General features: G+C 72.7%; 16 protein-coding genes and 1 tRNA gene. 7 read left to right on the top strand and 10 right to left on the bottom strand.

Annotated elements, in window-relative coordinates:
* Positions 1 to 221: 221 nt before the first annotated feature.
* Together ACFXGA_RS27520 and ACFXGA_RS27515 are read left to right on the top strand one after the other, a co-directional pair.
* Positions 222 to 1,187 carry a 4-(cytidine 5'-diphospho)-2-C-methyl-D-erythritol kinase gene (locus ACFXGA_RS27520; RefSeq protein ID WP_378092651.1) on the top strand — a complete coding sequence of 322 codons (966 nt, stop codon included), beginning with the start codon at positions 222 to 224 and terminating at the stop codon, positions 1,185 to 1,187.
* A gap of 75 nt (positions 1,188 to 1,262) precedes the next feature.
* Positions 1,263 to 3,032, top strand: a complete 1,770-nt coding sequence (locus ACFXGA_RS27515; RefSeq protein ID WP_378092649.1) for an ABC-F family ATP-binding cassette domain-containing protein — start codon at positions 1,263 to 1,265, stop codon at positions 3,030 to 3,032.
* Between the two features lie 114 nt (positions 3,033 to 3,146).
* On the opposite strand, the gene ACFXGA_RS27510 is transcribed toward ACFXGA_RS27515, so the two are convergent.
* Positions 3,147 to 4,355: a DivIVA domain-containing protein gene (locus ACFXGA_RS27510; protein ID WP_378092647.1), complete on the bottom strand. Its 1,209-nt coding sequence runs from the start codon at positions 4,353 to 4,355 to the stop codon at positions 3,147 to 3,149.
* Positions 4,356 to 4,462: 107 nt separating this feature from the next.
* Here ACFXGA_RS27510 and ACFXGA_RS27505 point away from each other — a divergent pair, with 107 nt between their 5' ends.
* Positions 4,463 to 6,112 (top strand): fatty acyl-AMP ligase, encoded by a 1,650-nt coding sequence (locus tag ACFXGA_RS27505; RefSeq protein WP_378092644.1) that lies wholly within the window; start codon positions 4,463 to 4,465, stop codon positions 6,110 to 6,112.
* A 19-nt stretch (positions 6,113 to 6,131) separates the two neighbouring features.
* Here the strand turns inward: ACFXGA_RS27505 and pth are convergent, their stop codons facing one another.
* From pth to ACFXGA_RS27465, 8 genes are all read right to left on the bottom strand, one after another.
* On the bottom strand, positions 6,132 to 6,701 hold the full coding sequence (gene pth / locus ACFXGA_RS27500) for an aminoacyl-tRNA hydrolase (protein ID WP_378092642.1): 570 nt from the start codon (positions 6,699 to 6,701) through the stop codon (positions 6,132 to 6,134).
* Entirely contained in the window at positions 6,691 to 7,203 is a 513-nt protein-coding gene (locus tag ACFXGA_RS27495) for a DivIVA domain-containing protein (protein ID WP_378092640.1), read from the bottom strand. The genes pth and ACFXGA_RS27495 overlap by 11 nt, the downstream gene beginning before the upstream one ends.
* 58 nt (positions 7,204 to 7,261) lie before the next feature.
* Positions 7,262 to 7,870: a 50S ribosomal protein L25/general stress protein Ctc gene (locus ACFXGA_RS27490; protein WP_378092638.1), complete on the bottom strand. Its 609-nt coding sequence runs from the start codon at positions 7,868 to 7,870 to the stop codon at positions 7,262 to 7,264.
* 289 nt (positions 7,871 to 8,159) lie between these two features.
* Positions 8,160 to 9,131, bottom strand: a complete 972-nt coding sequence (locus ACFXGA_RS27485) for a ribose-phosphate diphosphokinase (RefSeq protein ID WP_378092655.1) — start codon at positions 9,129 to 9,131, stop codon at positions 8,160 to 8,162.
* 13 nt (positions 9,132 to 9,144) lie between these two features.
* Positions 9,145 to 10,623, bottom strand: a complete 1,479-nt coding sequence (gene glmU / locus ACFXGA_RS27480; RefSeq protein ID WP_378092635.1) for a bifunctional UDP-N-acetylglucosamine diphosphorylase/glucosamine-1-phosphate N-acetyltransferase GlmU — start codon at positions 10,621 to 10,623, stop codon at positions 9,145 to 9,147.
* Between the two features lie 67 nt (positions 10,624 to 10,690).
* Positions 10,691 to 12,337 carry a GGDEF domain-containing protein gene (locus tag ACFXGA_RS27475; protein ID WP_378092633.1) on the bottom strand — a complete coding sequence of 549 codons (1,647 nt, stop codon included), beginning with the start codon at positions 12,335 to 12,337 and terminating at the stop codon, positions 10,691 to 10,693.
* A 92-nt stretch (positions 12,338 to 12,429) separates the two neighbouring features.
* Positions 12,430 to 12,500: transfer RNA gene (locus tag ACFXGA_RS27470), tRNA-Gln, on the bottom strand.
* A gap of 297 nt (positions 12,501 to 12,797) precedes the next feature.
* Positions 12,798 to 13,943, bottom strand: coding sequence for an alpha/beta hydrolase family protein (locus ACFXGA_RS27465; RefSeq protein WP_378092631.1), 1,146 nt, complete (start codon positions 13,941 to 13,943; stop codon positions 12,798 to 12,800).
* A gap of 154 nt (positions 13,944 to 14,097) precedes the next feature.
* On the opposite strand from ACFXGA_RS27465, the gene ACFXGA_RS27460 reads away from it, so the two are divergent.
* Together ACFXGA_RS27460 and ACFXGA_RS27455 are read left to right on the top strand one after the other, a co-directional pair.
* Positions 14,098 to 15,057 (top strand): acyl-CoA desaturase, encoded by a 960-nt coding sequence (locus ACFXGA_RS27460; RefSeq protein ID WP_378092629.1) that lies wholly within the window; start codon positions 14,098 to 14,100, stop codon positions 15,055 to 15,057.
* A 125-nt stretch (positions 15,058 to 15,182) separates the two neighbouring features.
* Entirely contained in the window at positions 15,183 to 15,776 is a 594-nt protein-coding gene (locus ACFXGA_RS27455; protein ID WP_378092653.1) for a TetR family transcriptional regulator, read from the top strand.
* Positions 15,777 to 15,933: 157 nt separating this feature from the next.
* Here ACFXGA_RS27455 and ACFXGA_RS27450 read toward each other — a convergent pair whose 3' ends face one another.
* The gene (locus ACFXGA_RS27450) at positions 15,934 to 17,061 is read right to left on the bottom strand and encodes a PQQ-dependent sugar dehydrogenase (RefSeq protein ID WP_378092628.1); all 1,128 of its coding nucleotides are present in this window, start codon (positions 17,059 to 17,061) and stop codon (positions 15,934 to 15,936) included.
* A gap of 428 nt (positions 17,062 to 17,489) precedes the next feature.
* Between ACFXGA_RS27450 and mfd the strand changes: the two genes are divergently transcribed.
* A complete protein-coding gene (mfd, locus tag ACFXGA_RS27445) occupies positions 17,490 to 21,053 on the top strand; it encodes a transcription-repair coupling factor (RefSeq protein ID WP_378092626.1) in 3,564 nt (1,187 codons plus the stop codon).
* A 13-nt stretch (positions 21,054 to 21,066) separates the two neighbouring features.
* A complete protein-coding gene (locus tag ACFXGA_RS27440; RefSeq protein WP_378092624.1) occupies positions 21,067 to 22,002 on the top strand; it encodes a SurA N-terminal domain-containing protein in 936 nt (311 codons plus the stop codon).
* The last annotated feature ends 115 nt before the right edge of the window (positions 22,003 to 22,117 follow it).

Genomic DNA, 22,117 nt, shown 5'->3' with positions numbered 1-22,117 from the left:
GTTCCAGCGTCAGGTGCGGTAGGGCTGGAAGTGCCCCCTTGACACGCGCGGTAGGGCTGCGCCAGGTCGGCGGGATGACACGGAACCCTTCTTTGTGCGGAAGGCGTGACCGGTCGCGGGGGTGGGTTGGGTGGGTGGTCGCGGGGGGTGGGGAGTGTGTTTTGTCGCAGGTCAGAGGTTGGTAGGAGCGGGCAACCGGGAAACGCCCGTAGGCTCATGGCGTGCTCGCTGTCGTCCCACCACCGGTCACCGTCCGTGTCCCGGCCAAGGTGAACCTGCACCTCGCCGTAGGCGATCCCCGCGCGGACGGGTACCACGACCTGGTGACGATCTTCCAGGCCCTGTCGTTGACCGACGAGGTCACCGTCGCCATCGCCGACGACCCCGGGGTGGAGGTGCACGGCGAGGGCGCCGACTCGGTGCCCACCGGGCCGTCCAACCTGGCGTGGCGGGCGGTGCGGGCGTTGGCCCAGCACGTCGGCCGTGATCCGGAGGATCCCAAGGTCCGGGTCGTGATCCGCAAGTCCATCCCGGTCGCCGGGGGCATGGCCGGGGGCAGCGCGGACGCCGCCGCGACGCTCGTCGGGTTGGCGTCGCTGTGGCGGTTGGAGATCAGCCGGGACGAGTTGGCCGAGGTCGCGGGCCGGATCGGCGCGGACGTCCCGTTCGCCATCTACGGCGGCACGGCGCTCGGCACGGACCGGGGTGACCGGATCGTGCCCGTGCTGTCCCGCCACACGTTCCACTGGGTCCTGGCGTTCGACCGGCGCGGGCTGTCCACGCCCGAGGTGTTCGACGAGCTGGACCGGTTGCGCGCCGAGGGCGACCCGCCCCGCGTGGGCGAGGCGGAGGCCGTGCTCGAAGGGCTGGCGTCCGGCGACCCGCGCCAGCTCGCGCTGCTCCTCGGCAACGACCTGCAGGCCGCCGCCGTGTCGCTGCGGCCCAACCTGCGCCGGACGCTGCGCGCGGGGGTGAACGCGGGCGCGTTGGCCGGTCTGGTGTCCGGATCGGGTCCGACCTGCGCGTTCCTGTGCACGGACGGTGACTCGGCGGTGCGCGTGGCGGCCGAGCTGGCGGGCGCGGGCGTGTGCCGGACGGTCCGCGTGGCGCAGGGGCCGGTGCACGGGGCCCGCGTCGTCGGCACGGAGGAAGCTCCCCGGCCGACGCCGCCCGAGGTGCACGCCTGACCTGTCCGGTGCGGCCGGTGGCTAGGCTGGCGCACCGCGTTGTCACACCCCGAATCTCGATGAAGGTGCTGGTAGATGGCCAACTTGGTCAACTTGGAGAACGTCTCCAAGTCGTTCGGCGTGCGTCCGCTGCTCGACGGCGTGTCCCTCGGCGTCGGCGAGGGCGACCGCATCGGGGTCGTCGGCCTCAACGGCGGCGGCAAGACGACGCTGCTGGAGGTGCTGGCCGGGCTCGCCGAGCCGGACGAGGGACGGGTCAGCCAGAACCGCGGCCTGCGCATGGCGGTCGTGACGCAGCGCACCGAGCTGCCCGAGGGCTCGACCGTCCGCAACGCCGTGATCGACCCGCTCGGGTTCGACGCGGAGCACGAGTGGGCCGCCGACGCGCGGGTGCGGTCGATCCTCGACGGCCTCGGCATCACCGGTTTCGGCATGGACGCGCCCGTGGCCACGATGTCGGGTGGCGAACGGCGGCGGGTGGCGCTGGCGGCGGCCCTGGTGCAGGACCTCGACCTCGTCGTGCTGGACGAGCCCACCAACCACCTGGACGTCGAGGGCGTGCGGTGGCTGGCCGAGCACCTGCTCGCCCGCCGCACGGCACTCGTCGTGGTGACCCACGACCGGTGGTTCCTGGACACGGTGTGCAGCCGGACGTGGGAGGTCGTCGGCGGTCGCGTCGAGCAGTACGAGGGCGGTTACGCGGACTGGATCTTCGCGCGGGCCGAACGGGCCCGGTTGGCCGACGCGATCGAGGAGAAGCGCCGCAACCTGGCCCGCAAGGAGCTGGCGTGGCTGCGCCGGGGCGCGCCCGCCCGCACGTCCAAGCCCCGCTACCGCATCGAGGCCGCCGAGGCGTTGATCTCCGACGTGCCGCCGCCGCGCGACTCGGTCGAGCTGCTGGCGTTCGCCAAGCGGCGGCTCGGGCGCACGGTGCTGGAGCTGGAGGACGCGACGCTGACCGTGCCCGACCGGGTGCTGGTGCGCGACCTGACGTGGCGGATCGGGCCGGGTGACCGGGTCGGGATCGTCGGCGTGAACGGCTCGGGCAAGACGACGCTGCTGCGGGCGCTGGCCGGTGAGCGCGAGTTGGAGGGCGGCAGGCGCGTCCAGGGGCAGACGGTGAAGCTCGCGCACCTCAGCCAGGAGCTGCACGACCTGGACGGGTCGATGCGGGTGCTGGAGGCCGTCGAGGAGGTGGCGCGGCGGGTCGTGCTGGGCAAGCAGGAGATGTCGGCGTCGCAGCTGGCCGAGCGGTTCGGGTTCTCGTCGCAGAAGCAGTGGACGCCGGTCGGCGACCTGTCCGGCGGCGAGCGGCGGCGGTTGCAGCTGTGCCGGTTGCTGATGGCGGAGCCGAACGTGCTGCTGCTGGACGAGCCGACCAACGACCTGGACATCGACACGTTGCAGCAGCTCGAGGACCTGCTGGACTCGTGGCCGGGGACGTTGGTGGTGATCTCGCACGACCGGTACCTGGTGGAACGGGTGTGCGACAAGGTCGTGGCGCTGTTCGGCGACGGCGGGCTCACCGACCTGCCGGGCGGGATCGAGGAGTACCTGCGGCGGCGGGACGCGCGGAAGGAGGCGGCGGCCGCGCCGGCCCCGAAGCAGGCGTCCGCGCCGTCGTCGGCGGCGGACCAGCGGGCGGCGCGCAAGGAGCTGGCGCGGTTGGAGCGGCGGCTGGAGGTGCTGCAGAAGAAGGAAGCCGAGCTGCACGCCGCGCTGGCCGAGGCGGCCACCGACCCGGAGCGCCTGCTGGCCCTCGACGCCGAGCTGAAGGCCGTCATGGCCGAGGCCGAGGACGTCGAGACCCGCTGGTTGGCCGCCGCCGAAACCGCCGAACCCTGACCCGAGAGTCGAACACCCAGGTCCCGTGTGTCGAACGCTCAGGACCCCCGAATTCAACGCTCAGGTTTCGTCCTGAACGTGGAACTCAGGGGTCCTGGAGGTTCGACACACGGGTCAGCGGTTGCGGCGGCGGAGTTCGGTGGCGAGCAGGGGCAGCAGTTCGTCCACGTACGAGCAGTCGTAGCCCTGGCCCGGCATCAGGGCCGTGGCGAACTTCGCCTTGGCCACCTCCGCCGACGACGCGCCGACCATGCCGTCGAGCGCGATGCCGACCTCCTCCAGCAGCCGGTCCACCTGGGACGTCCGGTAGCCGCGCTGGGCGGGCCCCGCGGCCGGGATCTTGATCAGGCGCAGCTGCTTCCACGACGTGATCGGCGGGAGCGCGGACGGGCGCGGCGGCCCCTCGCCCAACTGCTTCTCCACCCGCGCCAGGAACGCGTCCACCTCGGTCTCGTCGTACCCGCGCCGGCCGAACATGGGCCGGCTGAAGCGGACCTCGCGGACCTCGCGGGCGGTCAGGTCGTCCTGTCCCAGCAGGGTGTTCTCGATGCGGTCCAGGAACTTGTCCACCTGCGACTCCTGGTACCCGCGGCGGCCGCGCGGCGGTTTGCCGAACGCGGCGGTGCGCACGTCGCGCGCGGTCAGCGGGCGGGCGCCGGGGCCGGGGCGCGGCCGCACGGGCGGGGGCGGCGGGACGGCGCGCGGCGGGGTGGGCATCCGCTCCAGCGTCACCACGACCAGGTCGAGGAACGTGTCCACGTCGTCCTCGTCGTACCCGACCTGCCCCGGCGGGGCGTAGGCGAACTCGATGTCCTGCACTTCGCGGGCGGTCAGGTCGTCCCGGCCGGCCAGGGTGTTCTCGATCCGGTCGAGGAACGCGTCGATCTCGCCCTCGTGGTAGCCGCGGTTGCCCGGCCTGGGCTTGTGGAACCGCACGCCGCGCACGTCCTGGGGCGTCAGCCGGGCCGCCGGGCGCATCCCGGTCGACGTGGCGTGCGCGCCCTGCGCGGGCGCGGTGGCCTGCCGGCGCTGGGGCGTGGAACCGAGCGTCTCGGCCACGAGGTCCATGAACGCGTCGACCTCGGCCGCGTAGTAGCCCGGTCTCGCGGGTCTGAACCGCACCCGGCGCACGTCGTCCTCGGTCACGTCGTCGCGGCCCAGCAACGTCGCCTCGATGCGGTCGAGGAAAGCGTCCACCTGGCCCTCGTCGTACCCCGGTTGGCCGGGAGGGGGGCGGTGGAAGGCGACCTGCCGCAGATCCTGCGCGCCCAACAGCGGCGCCGGATGTGCCGGCAGGTGCTGACGAGCGTCGAACCCGGCCACCCGGTTACCTCCTTCGTGTGGTGTACCGGGGAGTATCGCGGCACGGCGCGTCCGATGTTTCGCCCTATCGGCTCAATGCCGGCGAAGATCGCTCTACCCTGGCGGGCATGAGCCGGTTCGTGGACACGATGGTGGCAACCGCTGCGAGCGCCGGGGGACGGGCGCGGGGCATGACCACGGGGGAGCCGAACGCCCCGGTCCGCCGGTCGTGGGCCGAGGTGCACGAGCGGGCCGCGCGGATGGCGGGCGCGCTCGTCGCCGGCGGGGTGGCGCGCGGCGGCTCGGTCGCGGTGCTCGCGGGCGACCCGGCCGCGATCGCCCCGGCGGTGCAGGCGGTGTGGCTGGCGGGCGGCAGCACGACCATGCTGCACCAGCCGACGGCCCGCACCGACCTCGCCGAGTGGGCCGAGGACACGTTGCGCGTGCTGGGCATGATCGGCGCGAAGCTGGTGCTGCTGGGCGCGCCGTTCGACGCGCTCTCGGGCGTGCTGGACGAGCACGGCGTGGCCTACCGCAGGCTGGACGACCTGGACGGCGAGCCGTTGGCCGCGCCCGTCGAGGTGGACGAGGACATGCCGGCGCTGTTGCAGCTCACGAGCGGGTCCACCGCGGACCCCAAGGCCGTCCGCATCACGCACGGCAACCTGTGGTCCAACGCCAAGGCCATGGAGGCCGCCGCCGAGCTGGACCCGGAGACCGACCGGATGGTCTCCTGGCTGCCGCTGTTCCACGACATGGGGATGGTCGGCTTCCTGACCGTGCCCATGCTGTTCGGCATCGACCTGGTGAAGGTGACGCCGGTCGACTTCCTGGGCCGGCCCACCCTGTGGCCGGAGCTGATCAGCCGCTACCGGGGCACCATCACGGCCGCCCCGAACTTCGCCTACGCCATCGCCGCCCGGCGCATGCGCAACGTGGACGACGGCGCGCTCGACCTGTCGACGCTGCGGATCGCGCTCAACGGCGCGGAGCCCATCGACCCGGAGGCGGTGCGGCGCTTCACCGACGCGGGCGCGAGGTTCGGGTTGCGGCCCGAGTGCGTGCTGTGCGCGTACGGGATGGCGGAGACGACGCTGGGCGTGGCGTTCGCGCCGGTGTTCACCGGCATCTCGGTCGACGTGGTCGACCCGGACGAGCTGGAGGCGGGCCGCCGTGCCGTGCCCGTGCCGCCGGACAGCCCGAACGCGCGGGCGTTCCCGCTGCTCGGGCCGCCCCTGCCGGGGCTGGAGGTGCAGGTCGTGGACGACTCGGGCGCGGTGCGCGGCGAACGCGAGGTCGGGCAGCTGCGGGTCCGCGGCGAGGCCGTGACGCCCGGCTACCTCACCGTGGACGGGCCGCGCGCCACGCAGGACGCCGACGGGTGGCTCGACACCGGCGACGAGGGGTACGTGGTGGACGGCCAGGTCGTCGTCTGCGGGCGGCGCAAGGACGTGATCATCATGGGTGGGCGCAACATCTACCCCACGGACATCGAGCGCGCGGCGACCGCGGTGGAGGGCGTGCGCGCGGGCAACGCGGTGGCCGTGCGGCTGGACGCGGGCACGCGGCGCGAGCGGTTCGCCGTGGTGGTCGAGTCGGAGCTGGCCGGCGAGGACGCGGCGGTGCGCGCGTTGAGCAGGGAGATCAGCGCGCGGGTCGTGGACGCGGTCGGGCTGCGGCCGTTCTCGGTGGTGGTGCTCAAGCCGGGCAGCCTGCCGAAGACGCCGTCCGGCAAGCTGCGCCGCTCGGCCGCCGCGTCCCTGGTGCCCGCCGGTTGACGTGGGTGGGGCCGGGCGCTCAGTGGAACCGGTTCTGGGCGGCTTCCAGGCCGAACTCCAGCAACGCCTCCACGGCGTCGGCCGTCCGGTCCAGCTCCAGCGCCAGCTCCTTGCGCTCCACCGGCGAGAAGTCCCGCAGCACGTAGTCCGCCGGGTCCATCCGACCCGGCGGCCGGTCCACCCCGAACCGCACCCGGTGGTAGTCCTTGGTGCCCAGCGACTTCGTGATCGACCGCAGGCCGTTGTGCCCGTTCTCGCCGCCGCCGAGCTTGAGCCGCACGGCGCCGAACGGCAGGTCCAGCTCGTCGTGCACGACGATGATCGACGACGGCGGCGTCTTGTAGAACTTCGCCGTGCCCGCCACGGGGCCGCCGGAGGTGTTCATGTAGCCGCGCGGCTTGGCCAGCACCACCCGACGGCCCGCCAGCCTGCCCTCGACCACCTCGGCGCCGCCCTTGTGCGCCTTGAACTTCCCGCCCACGCGGGCCGCCAGCACGTCCAGCACGAGGAAGCCGACGTTGTGCCGGTTGCCCTCGTACTTGGGGCCGGAGTTGCCCAGCCCGACGACCAGGGCGACGTCATCGACCACGGAACCGCAACTCCTGCTCCAGCTCGTCCAACAAGGCGTCCACCGCGCGCACCTGGTAGCCGCGGCGCAGCCCGGACGTGGTGCTGAACCGCGTGTGGCGCACCTCGCTCGAGGTCATCCGGCCCCGGCCGTCCAGCGCCGCGGCGGCCCGGCCGAGGAACGCGTCGACTTCGCCGCGATCGTAGCCGTTCGGGGAGCGGGGCAGCTTCACCGCCAGCAGCGCCTCGCCGGTCTGCAACGTCGTCGGCGGCACGTGGCCCGTCCGGAGCTGGTGCTCGCACGCCGCCAGGAAGTCGTCCACGGTCCGCTGGTCGTAGCCGCCGGCGATCTCCGTGAACGCGACCGCGCGCACCTGGTCGGGGTGCAGCCGGGTGCGGCCGGCGAGCGCGTCGGCGATGCGCAGCACGAACGCGTCCACCTGCGCCGGGTCGTAGCCCTTGCCCCGCCGGCGGGGGAACCGGGTGGCGCGCACCTGCGCCGGGCTCAGGAACGGGAACGGCACGCCGCCCCAGCCGTGCGGCGGGGGTGGCGTGCCGTTCGAGTTGCCCGACGTGATGGGCTCAGCCTTCTTCGGTGGCCTCGGCCTCGGTGGCCGCCTCGCCGGTGTCGCCGTCCAGCTCGGCGGCGGTCGGCGCGGCGTTCACCGCGAGGACCAGCGCGTCCGCGTCGGTCACCAGGGTGGCGCCGGCGGGCAGGGTCAGGTCCGAGGCGTGGATCTGGGTGCCGGCCTCCAGGCCCTCGACGGAGACCTCGACCTGCTCGGGGATCTTCAGCGCGTCGGCCTCCACCTGGACGGTGGTGAGGTCCTGGGTGAGCAGGGTCGCCGCGGCCGGGTCGCCGGTGACGACGATCGGCACCTCGACGGTGACCTTCTCGCCCCGCTGCACCAGCAGCAGGTCGACGTGCTCGATGTAGTTCTTGATGGGGTGCGTGGTGACGGTCTTGGTCAGCGCCAGCTCGGTCGAGGACTCGATGTCCAGCGTGAGAACTGCGTTGTGACCGTGCTCGCGGACAACACGGGCGAACTCGAGCGCCGGCAGGGCCAGGTGCTTCGGGTCGGAACCGTGGCCGTAGAGCACCGCGGGGATCTTGCCGGCGCGGCGGGTGCGGCGGGCGGCGCCCTTGCCGAACTCGGTGCGCTGCTCTGCGGCGAGACGGACCTCGGACACGGTGGGGCTCTCCTAACGGTCTGGCCTGGTAAACGTCGGCGGGTACGTCGGGCGGGGCGAAGCGGGGGCGGCCTGCGGCGGCGGGCGGCGCGGAGGGTGAACACGCGCGGCATCACAACCGCCGCGTCGATCACGCCGAGCGTGATGCTCGCCCTCGCCGAGGCAACCCAACCAGTGTAGGCCGATCCGGCGGACTGGGCCTAATCGGGGGTTCGTTCCCCGCCCGGCGGCCCGGCGAATGCGGAAGCCCGGCACACCGCGGGGGCGTGCCGGGCCTCGGTGCGAGCGGTCAGGCGTTGCCGTCGAACAGGGACGTCACCGAGCCGTCCTCGAAGACCTCCTGGATCACGCGCGCCAGCAGCGGCGCGATCGGCAGCACGGTCATCGCGTCGAACCGCTTCTCCGCCGGGATCGGGAGGGTGTCGGTGAACACGACCTCGCGGGCGCCGCAGTCGCGCAGCCGCTCCACGGCCGGGCCGGAGAGCACCGGGTGGGTGGCCGCGATGACCACGTCCGACGCGCCCTCGGCGAGCAGCTGCTCCACCGCCTTGGTGATCGTCCCGCCGGTGTCGATCATGTCGTCGATCACCACGCACAGCCGGCCCTCGACCTGGCCGACCACCCGGTTGGCCACGACCTCGTTCGGCCGCAGCGGGTCGCGGGTCTTGTGGATGAACGCGATCGGGCAGCCGCCGAGGGTGTCCGCCCACTTCTCGGCCAGCTTGGTGCGGCCGGCGTCGGGGGAGACGACGGTGATGTCGCGGCCCGCGTACTTGTCCCGGATGTGCTCGGCCAGCAGCGGCATGGCCCACAGGTGGTCCACCGGGCCGTCGAAGAAGCCCTGGATCTGCGCGGTGTGCAGGTCCACGGCCACCAGCCGGTCCGCGCCCGCGGTCTTGAACAGGTCCGCCACCAGGCGCGCCGAGATCGGCTCGCGGCCGCGGTGCTTCTTGTCCTGCCGCGCGTACGGGTAGAACGGCATGATCACGGTGATGCGCTTCGCGGACGCCCGCTTCAGCGCGTCCACCATGATCAGCTGCTCCATCAGCCACTGGTTGATGGGCGCGCAGTGGGACTGGATGACGAAGGCGTCGCAGCCGCGCACGCTCTCCTCGAACCGCACGAAGATCTCGCCGTTGGCGAAGTCGTACGCCGACTGGGGCGTCACCGACACGTTCAGGTGCTTGGCGACCTGCTCGGTCAGCTCGGGGTACGCCCGCCCGCCGAAGAGCATCAGGTTCTTCTTGGGTGTCCCGGCCATCGTGGGGTTCACGTCAGCGCCCTTCATCGGTTGTACCTGCATTCTCGGGCGTCAGAGCACGTTCCGCCGCCTCGGCCGAGGACGTCCCCGACCGGCGGGACAGCACCCAGCGGTCCAGGTTGCGCTGCGGCCCGCCGGACACGGCGAGCGCGCCGGGCGGCACGTCGCGCCGCACCACGGTCCCCGCGCCGGTGTACGCGCCGTCACCGACCGTGACGGGGGCGACGAACATGTTGTCCGAACCGGTGCGGCAGTACGACCCGATCGTGGTGCGGTGCTTGTTCACGCCGTCGTAGTTCACCGTGACGCTGGCCGCGCCGATGTTGGAGTTCTCGCCGATGGTGGCGTCGCCGATGTAGCTCAGGTGCGGGATCTTGCTGCCCGCGCCGATGTCGGAGTTCTTCGTCTCGACGAACGTGCCGATCTTGCCGCCGTCGCCGAGCCGGGTGCCCGGCCGCAGGTAGGCGAACGGGCCGACGGACGCGCCCGGCCCGATCTCCGCGCCCGACCCGTGCGTGCGCACGACGGTCGCGCCCGCCCCGACCACGCACGCCGACAGCGTGGTGTCCGGTCCGACGACCGCGCCCTCGCCGACCGTGGTGCCGGCCTTGAGCTGCACGTTCGGCTCGACCAGCACGTCGCGGTCCAGCCGCACGTCGGCGTCCAGCCACGTGGTGGCCGGGTCCACGACGGTCACGCCGGAGCGCATGGCCCGCTCCACCAGCCTGCGGTTCAGCTCCGCGCCCAGCCTGGCCAGCTGCACGCGGTCGTTCACGCCCTCGACCAGCCAGGCGTCCTCGGTGACGAGCGCGCCCACGCGCCGGCCGTCGCCGCGCGCGATGGTCAGCACGTCGGTCAGGTACAGCTCGCCTTGGGCGTTGTCGGTGGACAGCCGGGACAGCCCGTCGCGCAGCACGGCCGCGTCGAAGGCGTACACCCCGGAGTTGATCTCGGTGATGGCCCGCTGCTCCGGCGTGGCGTCCTTCTGCTCGACGATGGCCTCGACCGAGCCGTCCGCCGACCGCACGATCCGCCCGTACCCGGTCGGGTCGGCCACCACGGCGGTCAGCACGGTCACCGCGTTGCCGCGCGCGCCGTGCTCGGCCAGCAGGCCGCGCAGCGTGTCCGCGTCCAGCAGCGGCACGTCGCCGTAGGTCACCACGACCGTGCCGCCGAGGTCCGCGGGCAGCTCGGCCAGCCCGCAGCCGACCGCGTGCCCGGTGCCCTTCTGCTCCTCCTGCACCGCCACGGTGACCTTGCGGTCCAGCGCGGTGGACAGGCCGTCGAGGTGCTCGGCGACCGCGGCGCGGCCGTGGCCGACGACGACGGCCAGGTGGTCCGGTCCGGTCCCGGCGGCGGCACGCACGGCGTGCTCCACCAGGGAGCGGCCCGCGATCCGGTGCAACACCTTCGGGGTGGCTGAGCGCATGCGGGTGCCTTCACCCGCTGCGAGGACGATCGTGCTGACTGGGGTGGGGACACCCTCGAGCATCAGCGCTCTCCCTAGCTGAGTGCGTGCCTTCAGCGGGAGGGGCCTGGCTTCCCGCCAGGTGCCGATACTAAGCCTCCGAGGAGGGCTCGCCCGCCACGGCCGCAACCTGGCAGCCACCTCGGCGCTTCGCCGCGTACATCGCCGAGTCGGCTCGGGCCAGCGCCGCGTGGGCCGACTCGCGCGGCCGCACGGAGATCACGCCCACCGACAGCGTGACGCCCCTGGACAGGTCGGATGGCAGGCCGGCGACCGCCTCCACGGCCCGGCCGAGGGCCGCCTCGGCGGCGTGCAGGGGCGCGCCGGGCAGCAGCACGACGAACTCGTCGCCGCCGTAGCGGGCCACCAGGTCGTCGCCCCGCAGCGCCTGCCGCAGTGTGCTCGCAATCACGCGCAGCACGTCGTCGCCCTCGGCGTGCGAGTGCTTGTCGTTGACGACCTTGAACCCGTCCAGGTCGACCAGGGCGATGGACATCGGGTGGGTCTGCGCGTTGATCAGCGCGGCGAGCCGGTCGTCCAGCGCGCGCCGGTTCGGCAGCCCGGTCAGCGGGTCCTGCAACGCCTGCTGCGCGATCGCGCCGTGCGCGCGCGTCAGCCGCTCGTGGTCGCGCCGGGTGAGCAGGGTGGCGGTGCGGGCCTCCTGCATCAGCCACAGCTCCACCTCCAGCGCGTTGGCGTAGGTCTGCAACGCCGAGATCGTGCGTTCGCCGTGCGGGCCGGACATGCGGGCGTACTCGCGGGTCAGGCACAGCATCAGGGTGGGCTCGGAGGTGTCGCGCTCCAGCCGCTCGCGGGCGTCGTGCAGCACCTGGAGCGCCTGCTGCGGCAGCTCCTCCATCTCCAGGCAGCGGGCCAGCGCGATCGACACGATGATCAGCTCGCGGGCGTACATGGCCAGCTCGCGCAGGCTCCACAGCCGCGCGATGTGCTCCGCGCCGGGCTTGGCCAGGGCGTGCGCCGCGCCGATCACCGGCACCTGCTCGGCGGCGCTGCGGTCGCGCCTGCCGGGGTGCAGCGACTCGCGGAACGGGCCCTCGACGGCGGTGGCGATGGCCGACGCGGTGGTGAACCGGTCGGCCGCCTCCTCGAAGTTGTCCACGCGCTCCAGCCGCAGGCCCCAGCCGATGAGCAGCCGGGTGCGGTTGACCAGGTGGACGTAGATCTGGTGCGGGTTGGCGCTGTCCCGGATCGCGTTGTGCGCCCGCGCCAGCACCTCGTCCGCCATCTCGTAGACGCCCAGCTGGGTGAGCACCAGCCCGGTCGACTGCAACGAGGACGCGAGCAGCCGGTCCCACGTGCGCTTGTCGAGCATCGGGTCCGGGGTGAGGTCCTCCTCCAGCATCGCGAGGCCGCTCGCGACCTCGGTCAGCGCCTTGTCCTCGAACCCGCCCAGCAGGTAGCGGCGGCCGCGCAGGGCGTGCGCCTCGGCCTCCAGCACCAGCAGGCCGTGCCGGCGGCAGTGCACGAGCATCTCGTCCAGGATCGGGTCGGACGTGTCCACGAGGCCGGGGGTGACGATCCGGACCACCGCGGCCGCGCGCAGGAGCTGGCCGACGATCCGGGGCTCGCCGCGCCCCTGCGCCTCGGCCAGGATCTCGTCGACCTCCCGCGCGGCGTCGAGCTGGTCGGGCAGGTGGCTGCTCTGGGCCACGGCCACGAGCTCGCTCGCGCGGCCGACCAGCCACGCGTCGGACATCTCGTGGAGCGCCGGCCCCACGATGCCCTGCTCGTCGACCGCTTCCTCGTGCAGCGACTCACACCCCCATGCAGACGCAGGGCGGCCGGGGCCCTTCGTGGCCCGGCCCCTCGCTCCGCCACCAGGATTCGAACCTGGACCATCGGAACCAAAATCCGAGGTGCTGCCTTTACACCATGGCGGAACGGCCGGGGCTCGCCCCGACCGCGCGAACACATGTTGTCACGAGTGCCGCTCGGAGGTCAGCACCACCACTCAAGTGGCGGCAACCACTCGGTAATTCGATCATGACGGAGAGTGTTTTCGCAGGCAGTGGCGTTGCGTGACGCGCGTCATGTCACCGGCGGCTGAACTCGGGTCGGTGTCGTGGCAACGCTGAGTGGTGCCCGGAAGGGGCTGTGGAAGACAATTTCGGGCGTAACCATCACACGGTAAACTACTTGCTGTAGTCGATCGGGCACGTGCGGACGCCCTGGCGGTGTCATCGAATCGCCTCGACGGAGTCGAGGAAATCGGTCAGCGCGCGGTCGTAGGACTCGGGGTCCACGTTCCACGCCGCCGTGTGCTCGGCGGCCGGCACCTCGACGTACCTCAGCGGCCAGTCGAGCCGGCCCGCCGCGGCGGCCAGGTCGCGCGACGCCTGCACCGGCACGGTGCCGTCCGCGCCGCCGTGGAACAGCAGCGTCGGCGGCCGGCGCGCGGGCGGGTTGACGGCCAGGTCGAAGCGGTCGAACTCCAGGTCGGCCCGCCAGTCCGAGACCAGCTCCGCGATCGGCACGAGCTGCTCCGGCACGCCCCGGTTGCGCGACTGCAGCTCCAACGTCCCGGTCCAGCTCACCACGGGCGCGTCGAGCACCGCGGCGACCACGTCGCCCGCGTTCGCCGACCGGCCCAGGAACTGGCCGACGATCGCGCCGCCCATGGACCACCCGTAGAGCACCACGTCGCGCGCGCCGTGCTCCTTGGCGTACCGCACGGCGGCCTCCACGTCCCGCCACTCGGTGTCGCCCAGGTGGTAGAGCCCGTCGGGGGAGCGGGGCGCGCCCTCGTCGTTCCGGTACGTCACGGCCAGAACGGGTAGCCCGAGGTCGTGCAGCGCAGGCATGACCCGCAGGGCCTCGGCCCTCGTGCCACCCCGACCGTGGACCGCCACCACCCAGGTGGCGGACGTCGCGGGCACCAACCAGGCGGGCGCGTCACCCAGTTCGGTGGGGATCCGCACGTCCGTGTAGGGCAGGTCGTGCGCGGTGGCGGGGTCCGTGCTCCACACCGCCGTCTCCAGCCGGACGTGCGTGCCGTCCGGGGGCGCGGTGCCCTGGAGCTCGCGGACCACCGTGCCCTCCGACCGGTGGGTCACCGGGCCGACCTTCGCGCCGCCGCCCGGCCAGACCAGGCCCCACGTGCCGGGCAGCACCGTGATCCTGGACTCCGTCAGCGAGACGGTCCCGGACGCGGACGAGATGACCGTGTCGGGGTAGCCCGGACGGGCGTTCTCCGGTTCCAGCAGCTGACCGCTGTAGTACCAGCCGAACCCCAGCAGGCCCCCGCTGAGCAGCAGGAACACCACCGTGAACGTGACGAGCGCGATCCGCGTGCGACGGCGGCCGCGGACGTTCGGAGACCCCATCACCGAATGATGCGCCGGCCGTGATCGACACGCCCGACTTCCTGAGAACACGCCGTGATTTCCGCTCCGGCTATGGCGGGACGAGGTTCCCGCAACTTACGCTGCCGTAAGTTACGGTTCCGTAGGTAGCCCCGATACACAACGAGGTACATGTATGACCAGCACCCTGGAGAGTCGGTCCACGCCGCAAGGTCCGGAGGATCGCGGACCCAAGCCGATGATCGAAGGACGACGGGGACACGTCGAGCAGTTCGGCGTGTACGTGTTCGTCATCGTGCCGTTCCTGGCTCTGCTCGCGGCCGTTCCGTTCGCCTGGGGCTGGGGGCTGGGCTGGGTCGACGTCGCGCTCTTCGTCGCGTTCTACTACCTGTCCGGCCTCGGCGTGACGATCGGCTACCACCGGTACTTCACGCACGGCTCGTTCAAGGCCAACCGCCCGCTCAAGATCGCGCTGGCCATCGCGGGCAGCATGGCGTTGCAGGGACCGGTGATCGTCTGGGTCGCCGACCACCGCCGCCACCACGCGTTCTCCGACCGCGAGGGCGACCCGCACTCGCCGTGGCTGTTCGGCACCGGCCCGGTCGCGCTGGCCAAGGGCTTCTGGCACGCCCACATGGGCTGGCTGTTCGAGCGTGACAAGACCAACGCCAAGCGCTTCGCGCCGGACCTGCTGGCCGACAAGGACCTGGTCCGGGTCGACAACCTGTTCTGGCTCTGGACCACGATCAGCCTGCTCGCGCCCGGCGTGCTCGGCGGCCTGATCACCATGTCGTGGGCCGGCGCGCTGTCGGCGTTCTTCTGGGCGGGCCTCGTGCGGGTGGCGTTCCTGCACCACGTGACGTGGTCGGTCAACTCGATCTGCCACATGGTGGGCGACCGCCCGTTCGCCGCGCGCGACCGCTCGGCCAACGTCTGGGCGCTGGCGATCCTGAGCTTCGGCGAGTCGTGGCACAACCTGCACCACGCCGACCCGACGTGCGCGCGGCACGGCGTCAAGCGCGGGCAGATCGACACCTCGGCCCGGCTGATCTGGCTGTTCGAGAAGTTCGGCTGGGCGACCAACGTGCGCTGGCCGAACCAGCAGCGACTGGCCCGCATCAGCGCCAAGAAGTAGCTCCCGGAGCAGGTCTCCGGATCGACCCACCTGCCCCTCGCGGTCCACGCGGGGGGCAGGTGTTTAGGGTGGTTGAGGTGGCGGGGAGACGGCGTGGCGACGGGGCACCGGTGCCGCGCGTGCGGATGACGGGCAAGGAGCGGCGCGAGCAACTGCTCGACGTGGCCCGCGCGTTGTTCGCCGAGAAGGGTTTCGAGGTCACCTCCATCGAGGAGATCGCGCACCGGGCGGGCGTGTCCAAGCCCGTGGTGTACGAGCACTTCGGCGGCAAGGAGGGCATCTACGCGGTCGTGGTGGACCGCGAGATGCAGTACCTGATGGACCACATCGTCAACGCGCTGTCCGGCGGGCACCCGCGGGAGCTGCTGGAGCAGGCGGCGTGCGCGTTGCTCGACTACATCGAGGGCTCGACGGACGGCTTCCGGATCCTGGTGCGGGACTCGCCCGTGGCGTCGTCCACCGGCACGTTCTCGTCGTTGCTGAACGACATCGCGTCCCAGGTCGAGTCGATCCTGGGCCTGCACTTCTCGCGCCAGGGCTACGACCGCAAGCTGGCCGCGCTGTACGCGCAGGCCCTGGTGGGCATGGTGGCGCTGACGGGCCAGTGGTGGCTGGAGGTCCGCAAGCCGAAGAAGGACGAGGTGGCCGCCCACCTGGTCAACCTGGCCTGGAAGGGCCTGTCCCACATGGACCACAAACCCCGCCTCCGCACCCGCTGACCCCCACACGCGCGTGTCCTACGTCCGCGTCACGCGTGTCCTACGTCCGGAACACCCGAGTTGAACGTTCGGAACGCCGCTGGTTGTTCCGAGCGTTCAACTCGGGGTACGCGAACGTAGGACACGCGCGTTCTGGACGTGGGACACGCGCGGTGGGTCAGGTGGGGTTGGTCAGGCGGAGGACCTTGTCGTCGGTGCCGTTCGAGGTGGTCAGGTAGAGCGAGCCGTCGGGGGACAGCTCGGCGCCGCGCAGGCGGCCGTAGGCGCCGTCCAGCTCCGGCGGGATGGCGACGGAGTGCACGCCGCCCTCCTGGGTCACGGTGAACAGCAGCAGCTTCGCGCCCTTCAGCGCGGTCACGGCCAGCACGCCGTTCAGCGCGCCCCACTGCTCGCCCACCAGGAACGCGGCGTCGCAGATCGCCTCCGTCGGCGAGCCGGACGACCACGCGGCGGGCACGGCGTCCGGGAACCGCTCCAGGTCCGTCATCGGCACGTCCTCGTCGTACCCGCCGACCGTGCCGCCCCGCGACGGGTCCCACCCGTAGTTCCCGCCCGCCTTCAGCACGTTCACCTCGTCGTCCGTGGACGGCCCGTGCTCGGCGGTGAACACCATCCCGTCCTGCCGCACGGCCACGCCCTGCACGTTGCGGTGCCCGTAGGTGTAGATCCGGTCCCCGAACGGGTTGCCCGCCACGCCCTCGCCGGTGGCGAGGTCCACCCGCAGCACCTTGCCGCCCAGGCTGGACCGGTCCTGCGGGACGTCGCCCCGCGCCGTGTCACCGGTGCCGACCAGCAGGTTGCCGTCGCGGTCCAGCGCCATCCGGCACCCCGAGTGCCGCCCGCTCGGCGAGCTCGGCAGGCCCGCCAGCAGCGGGTCCTTCACCCGGGTCGCCCTGGTCCCGTCCAGCTCCCACGTCACCAGCCGCACGTCCGACGCGGTGTTGGCGCACGTGGTGAACCGGCGGCTGGTGGCGAAGTCCGGGTGCACGACCAGGCTCATCAGCCCGCCCTCGCCCCGCGCCACCACGTCGCCCAGGTCGGCCTCGACGTCGGTCACCTGCCCGTCCGGCGCGACCAGCGCGATCCGCCCCGGCCGCTGCGGCACGAGCAGTCGCCCGTCGGGCAGGAAGCCCACGTCCCACGGGTGGCTCAGCCCGTCCGCGACGACGTCCACCCGCAGCCCCGCGGGTGTCGTCGTGGCCGGGGCGGTGCCACCCGCGCCCTCCGCCGAACACCCGCCCAGCACGAGCGCCGCGACGGCGGCGAACCCGACAAAACGACGCATGTCCCCCAGCATGTCAACCCCCATGTGTAGTCCACGTACACGTGCCCGGCGTCGGCAACGGGCGCTCGACCGTCGAGGCCCGGCGGCGGGCCGCCCCCGAATCCCCCCGCGCCCGGACGAGTCCCCACCCCCATCACACCGGCCGGCACGGTCGCCCGCACCACCCTGCCGCAACCCGTTCGGGTGATTCACCCCGCCCCGCGCGCACGCCCGGTCACGCTTCGTCCACCCCCAGCGTGGCGCGCCCGTCAACCGGATTGCCGACCGGCCGCGACGACCCCTCGACGACCGGTCCGCGGTCGGGGGTCGGCCGAAATCACGGGGCACCCCGGCCGGGAGGGCCGTAGGCTGGCAGCCGAGAACCCCTCCGGTGGACGTTCGGTCCCGGGCAGGGGTCTGTCCGCGTTTGATCCCGGGGAGCCACCGCAATGCCCCAGCCCGGCCCGCTGTCCGGCCTGCTGACCGCCGTCCTGCCCGACAAGGCGCTGCGCGCCCTCGCCGACTCGGTCGGCGTGCCCGACCTGGAACTGGAAGGCCCGCCCGCGGCCCGACCGCTGGTCGCCGCGGCCCTGGCGAACAGCGCGCCCGTGCTCGCGGTCACGGCGACCGGCCGCGAGGCCGACGACCTGCGGGCCGTGCTGTGCGACCTCCTCGGCGCGGAGCAGGTGGCCCTGTTCCCGTCCTGGGAGACGCTGCCGCACGAGCGGCTGTCGCCCCGGGCCGACACGGTCGGCGCGCGGCTGGAGGTGCTGCGCCGCCTGGCCCACCCCGACGGCGCGCCGCTCAAGGTCGTCGTCACCACGGTCCGCAGCCTGATCCAGCCGATGGCCCCCGGCCTGGGCGACCTGGAGCCGGTGCACCTGGCCGTCGGCTCGGAGCACGACTTCGAGGCGCTCCTGGTCAACCTCGCCGAGATCGCCTACACCCGCGTCGACATGGTCGAGAAGCGCGGCGAGTTCGCGGTCCGCGGCGGCATCCTGGACGTGTTCCCGCCGACCGCCGAGCACCCGCTGCGGGTCGAGTTCTGGGGCGACGAGGTCAGCGAGATCCGCCCCTTCTCCGTCGCCGACCAGCGGTCGCTGCCGCAGGAGGTGGCCGCGTTCACCGCCCCGCCGTGCCGCGAGCTGCTGCTCACCGAGCGGGTCCGGGAGAGGGCGGCGGCGCTCGCCGAGGAGCACGCCGCCGACGCGCACCTGCACGAGATGCTGGACAAGATCGCGTCCGGCATCCCCACCGAGGGCATGGAGGCCCTCATCCCTGCCCTGTGCGAGGGCGAGCTGCAACTGCTCACCGACGTCGTCCCGGCGGGCACGCACGTGGTGCTCAACGACCCGGAGAAGATCCGCGCCCGCGCCCACGACCTGGTGCGCACCGGCCAGGAGTTCCTGGAGGCGTCGTGGATGGCCGCGGCCGGCGGCGGCAAGGCCCCGATCGACCTCGGCGCGTCGGCCTACCGCGGTCTCGCCGAGGTCGCCACCGCGGCCAGGGCCAAGGACCGGCCGTGGTGGACGCTCAGCCAGCTCACCACGGAGGGCTCGGACGTGCTCCGGCTGGAGCTGAAGCACGTCGAGGCGTACCAGGGCGACATCGCGCGGGCGTTCGCCGACCTGCGCGCCCACACCGCGTCCGGCGGCACGGCGGTGCTCGTCGTCCCCGGCGCGGGCACCGCGCAGCGCGCCACCGAGCAGCTCCGCGAGGCCGACGTGAACGTCGTGCTCCGGGACGTCCTCGACACCGCCCCGAAGAAGGGCGCCGTCACGGTCGTGCGCGGCGCGCTGGAGGACGGCTTCTCGCTGCCCGAGCTGGCCCTGGTCGTGCTCACCGAGACCGACCTCACCGGCGGCCGGCACGGCACGTCCACCAAGGACATGCGCCGCATGCCCAGCCGCCGCCGCAACGCCGTCGACCCGCTCGCCCTCAAGGCGGGCGACTACGTGGTGCACGAGCAGCACGGCATCGGCAAGTACGTCGAGATGGTGCAGCGCACCGTGGCCGGCGCGACCCGCGAGTACCTGGTGCTGGAGTACGGCTCCAGCAAGCGCGGCCAGCCCGGCGACCGCCTGTTCGTGCCGACCGACCAGCTGGACGAGGTGTCCCGCTACGTCGGCGGCGAGCTGCCCACGCTGAACAAGCTCGGCGGCAGCGACTGGAAGAACACCAAGGCCAAGGCCCGCAAGGCGGTCAAGCAGATCGCCGCCGAGCTGGTGCAGCTCTACGCCGCCCGCCAGGCCGCGCCCGGTCACGCGTTCGCGCCGGACACGCCGTGGCAGCGGGAGCTGGAGGACGCGTTCCCGTTCACCGAGACCGTGGACCAGATGGCGGCCATCGACGAGGTCAAGGCCGACATGGAGCGCACGGTCCCGATGGACCGGGTGATCTGCGGCGACGTCGGCTACGGCAAGACCGAGATCGCGGTGCGGGCGGCGTTCAAGGCCGTGCAGGACGGCAAGCAGGTCGTGGTGCTCGTGCCGACCACGCTGCTCGCCCAGCAGCACCTGAACACGTTCACCGAGCGGATGCGCGCGTTCCCGGTGACGATCAAGGGGCTGTCCCGGTTCACCGACCCGCAGGAGGCCGAGCAGACGGTCAACGGCCTCGCCGACGGCGAGGTGGACATCGTCATCGGCACGCACCGGCTGCTCCAGAAGGGCCTGCGCTACAAGGACCTCGGCCTGGTGATCGTGGACGAGGAGCAGCGCTTCGGCGTCGAGCACAAGGAGCACATCAAGGCGCTGCGCACGCACGTGGACGTGCTCACGATGTCCGCGACGCCCATCCCGCGCACCCTGGAGATGTCGCTCGCGGGCATCCGCGAGATGTCCACCATCCTCACCCCGCCCGAGGAGCGGCACCCGATCCTGACCTACGTCGGCGCGTACGACGACAAGCAGGTCGCCGCCGCCATCCGCCGCGAGCTGCTGCGCGACGGCCAGGTGTTCTACGTGCACAACCGGGTGTCGTCCATCGAGCGCGCCGCCCGGCACCTGCGCGAGCTGGTCCCCGAGGCGCGGGTGATCACCGCGCACGGCCAGATGAACGAGGACCGCCTGGAGAAGATCATCCAGGGCTTCTGGGAGAACGAGTACGACGTGCTCGTCTGCACCACGATCGTGGAGACCGGCCTGGACATCTCCAACGCCAACACCCTCATCGTGGAGCGCGGCGACCTGCTCGGCCTGGCCCAGCTCCACCAGCTGCGCGGGCGCGTCGGCCGCGGCCGGGAACGCGGCTACGCCTACTTCCTCTACCCGCCCGAGGCGCCGCTGACCGAGACCGCGCACGACCGGCTGGCCACGATCGCGCAGAACACCGAGCTGGGCGCGGGCATGGCGGTGGCCATGAAGGACCTGGAGATCCGCGGCGCGGGCAACATCCTCGGCGCGGAGCAGTCCGGCCACATCGCGGGCGTCGGCTTCGACCTGTACGTGCGGCTGGTCGGCGAGGCCGTGGAGGCGTTCCGCAGGCACGCGGGCGCGGACGGCGAGGCCGAGGAGGAGCTGGCCGAGGTCCGCGTCGACCTGCCGGTGGACGCGCACATCCCGCACGACTACGTGCCCGGCGAGCGGCTGCGGCTGGAGGCGTACCGCAAGATCGCCGCGGCGGCGGACGGGGACGCGTTGCAGGCCGTGTGGGACGAGCTGAAGGACCGCTACGGCACGCCGCCGCTGCCCGTCGAACGGCTGCTCGCGGTCGCCCGGTTCCGGCAGACGTGCCGGGCGCACGGCGTCACGGAGGTCGCCACGCAGGGCGCGACGATCCGGTTCGCGCCGCTGGAGCTGAAGGACAGCCAGCTCGTGCGGCTGCGCCGGCTGTTCCCCAAGGCGGTCTACAAGCAGACCGCCCGCACGGTGAGCGTGCCTAGGCCGACCGAGGGCGCGGCCGGCGGCCGGATGGGCGCACCGCAGTTGCGCGACCAGGAGCTGCTGGACTGGTGCGCGCACTTCCTGGAGTCTCTGGCGGGGACTCCCGTGAGCGGCGTCACGAGGACGTGAGAAGGTACTGGTCGTGAGGACTCTGCAGAAGCGCTTCACCCTGATCGGCGCGGCGGTCGCACTGCTCGTGGCGGGCTGCGGCACCGGACCGGGCCACGTGGGCTCGGCCGCGATCGTCGGCGACACCGTGCTGCCGCTGGAGCAGGTGCAGCAGCGCCTGGACGTCGTGCTCAAGAAGGAGCCCGAGGCCCGGAAGCTGCACGACCAGCGCAAGCTCGACCAGGTCGCGCGGCAGCTCGTGACCCTGGGCGTGCAGCACGAGCTGATCGAGCAGGCCGCGCGCCGCGAGGGCGTGACCGTGTCCGAGGAGGCCGTGACCGAGTCGGTCGAGCAGGCCGGCGGCGCGGAGCTGGCCTCGCAGAACACCGTGTACGACGCGGCGACCTTCCGGGAGCGCGCCAAGGACCAGTTGCTGCTGGTCGAGCTGGCGCGCAAGTACGTGGACCGGATGGAGGTCACGTTCGACTACTTCTTCACCAAGGACAACGCCGAGGCCGTCGACAAGGCCAAGCAGGTCGCGGCGAACCCGGCGAAGATGGCCGAGTTCATCGCCGACGCCCCGCAGGGCACGCAGGGCCAGGCGCTGTCCAAGGAGGGCCAGCGGGTGCGCTCGGCCGAGTCGCCGCAGGCCGCCCAGTCGCCGCTGTTCGGCGTGCCGGCGGGCACCGTGGTGGCGTTCGCGCCGGACCCGAGCAGCGCGCAGTGGATCGTCGCGTACGTGACCGACCGCAAGACCGACGTGCGGGCGTCCGGCGAGTCGTCCACCGAGCAGCTGACGCCGCAGCTGCTGGAGCAGATCGGCCTGCGGCTCGTGCAGACGCTGGCCGGCGACCCGGAGATCCGGGTCAACCCCCGCTACGGGCTGTGGGACGACACGGCCATCTCCCTCGCGCCCAGCGAGGGCGAGCTGAGCGGCTACCGGGCGACGGTCCGCCAGACGTCGCCGTGACCGTTGTCGTCGTAGGCGCCACCCCCGTCCTGCCCGGCCGGCGCCGGGCACGCCCTCGGGGGGGGGGGGGGGGGGTTGTGGGGGGTGGAGTTGTTCGCCGCCGGCGTGTGGGCGA

This window comes from Actinosynnema sp. NPDC059335, assembly GCF_042752395.1.
Lineage (GTDB): Bacteria > Actinomycetota > Actinomycetes > Mycobacteriales > Pseudonocardiaceae > Actinosynnema.
This window is presented reverse-complemented; position numbering and strand designations above follow the sequence as displayed.

Excerpts from the sequence above, each read along its gene's own strand:
- ACFXGA_RS27515 (WP_378092649.1), top strand. The coding sequence starts at position 1,263 with ATGGCCAACTTGGTCAACTTGGAGAACGTCTCCAAGTCGTTCGGCGTG.
- ACFXGA_RS27505 (WP_378092644.1), top strand. The coding sequence starts at position 4,463 with ATGAGCCGGTTCGTGGACACGATGGTGGCAACCGCTGCGAGCGCCGGG.
- ACFXGA_RS27485 (WP_378092655.1), bottom strand. The coding sequence starts at position 9,131 with ATGGCCGGGACACCCAAGAAGAACCTGATGCTCTTCGGCGGGCGGGCG.
- glmU (WP_378092635.1), bottom strand. The coding sequence starts at position 10,623 with ATGCTCGAGGGTGTCCCCACCCCAGTCAGCACGATCGTCCTCGCAGCG.
- ACFXGA_RS27465 (WP_378092631.1), bottom strand. The coding sequence starts at position 13,943 with ATGGGGTCTCCGAACGTCCGCGGCCGCCGTCGCACGCGGATCGCGCTC.
- ACFXGA_RS27460 (WP_378092629.1), top strand. The coding sequence starts at position 14,098 with ATGACCAGCACCCTGGAGAGTCGGTCCACGCCGCAAGGTCCGGAGGAT.
- ACFXGA_RS27455 (WP_378092653.1), top strand. The coding sequence starts at position 15,183 with ATGACGGGCAAGGAGCGGCGCGAGCAACTGCTCGACGTGGCCCGCGCG.
- ACFXGA_RS27450 (WP_378092628.1), bottom strand. The coding sequence starts at position 17,061 with ATGCGTCGTTTTGTCGGGTTCGCCGCCGTCGCGGCGCTCGTGCTGGGC.
- mfd (WP_378092626.1), top strand. The coding sequence starts at position 17,490 with ATGCCCCAGCCCGGCCCGCTGTCCGGCCTGCTGACCGCCGTCCTGCCC.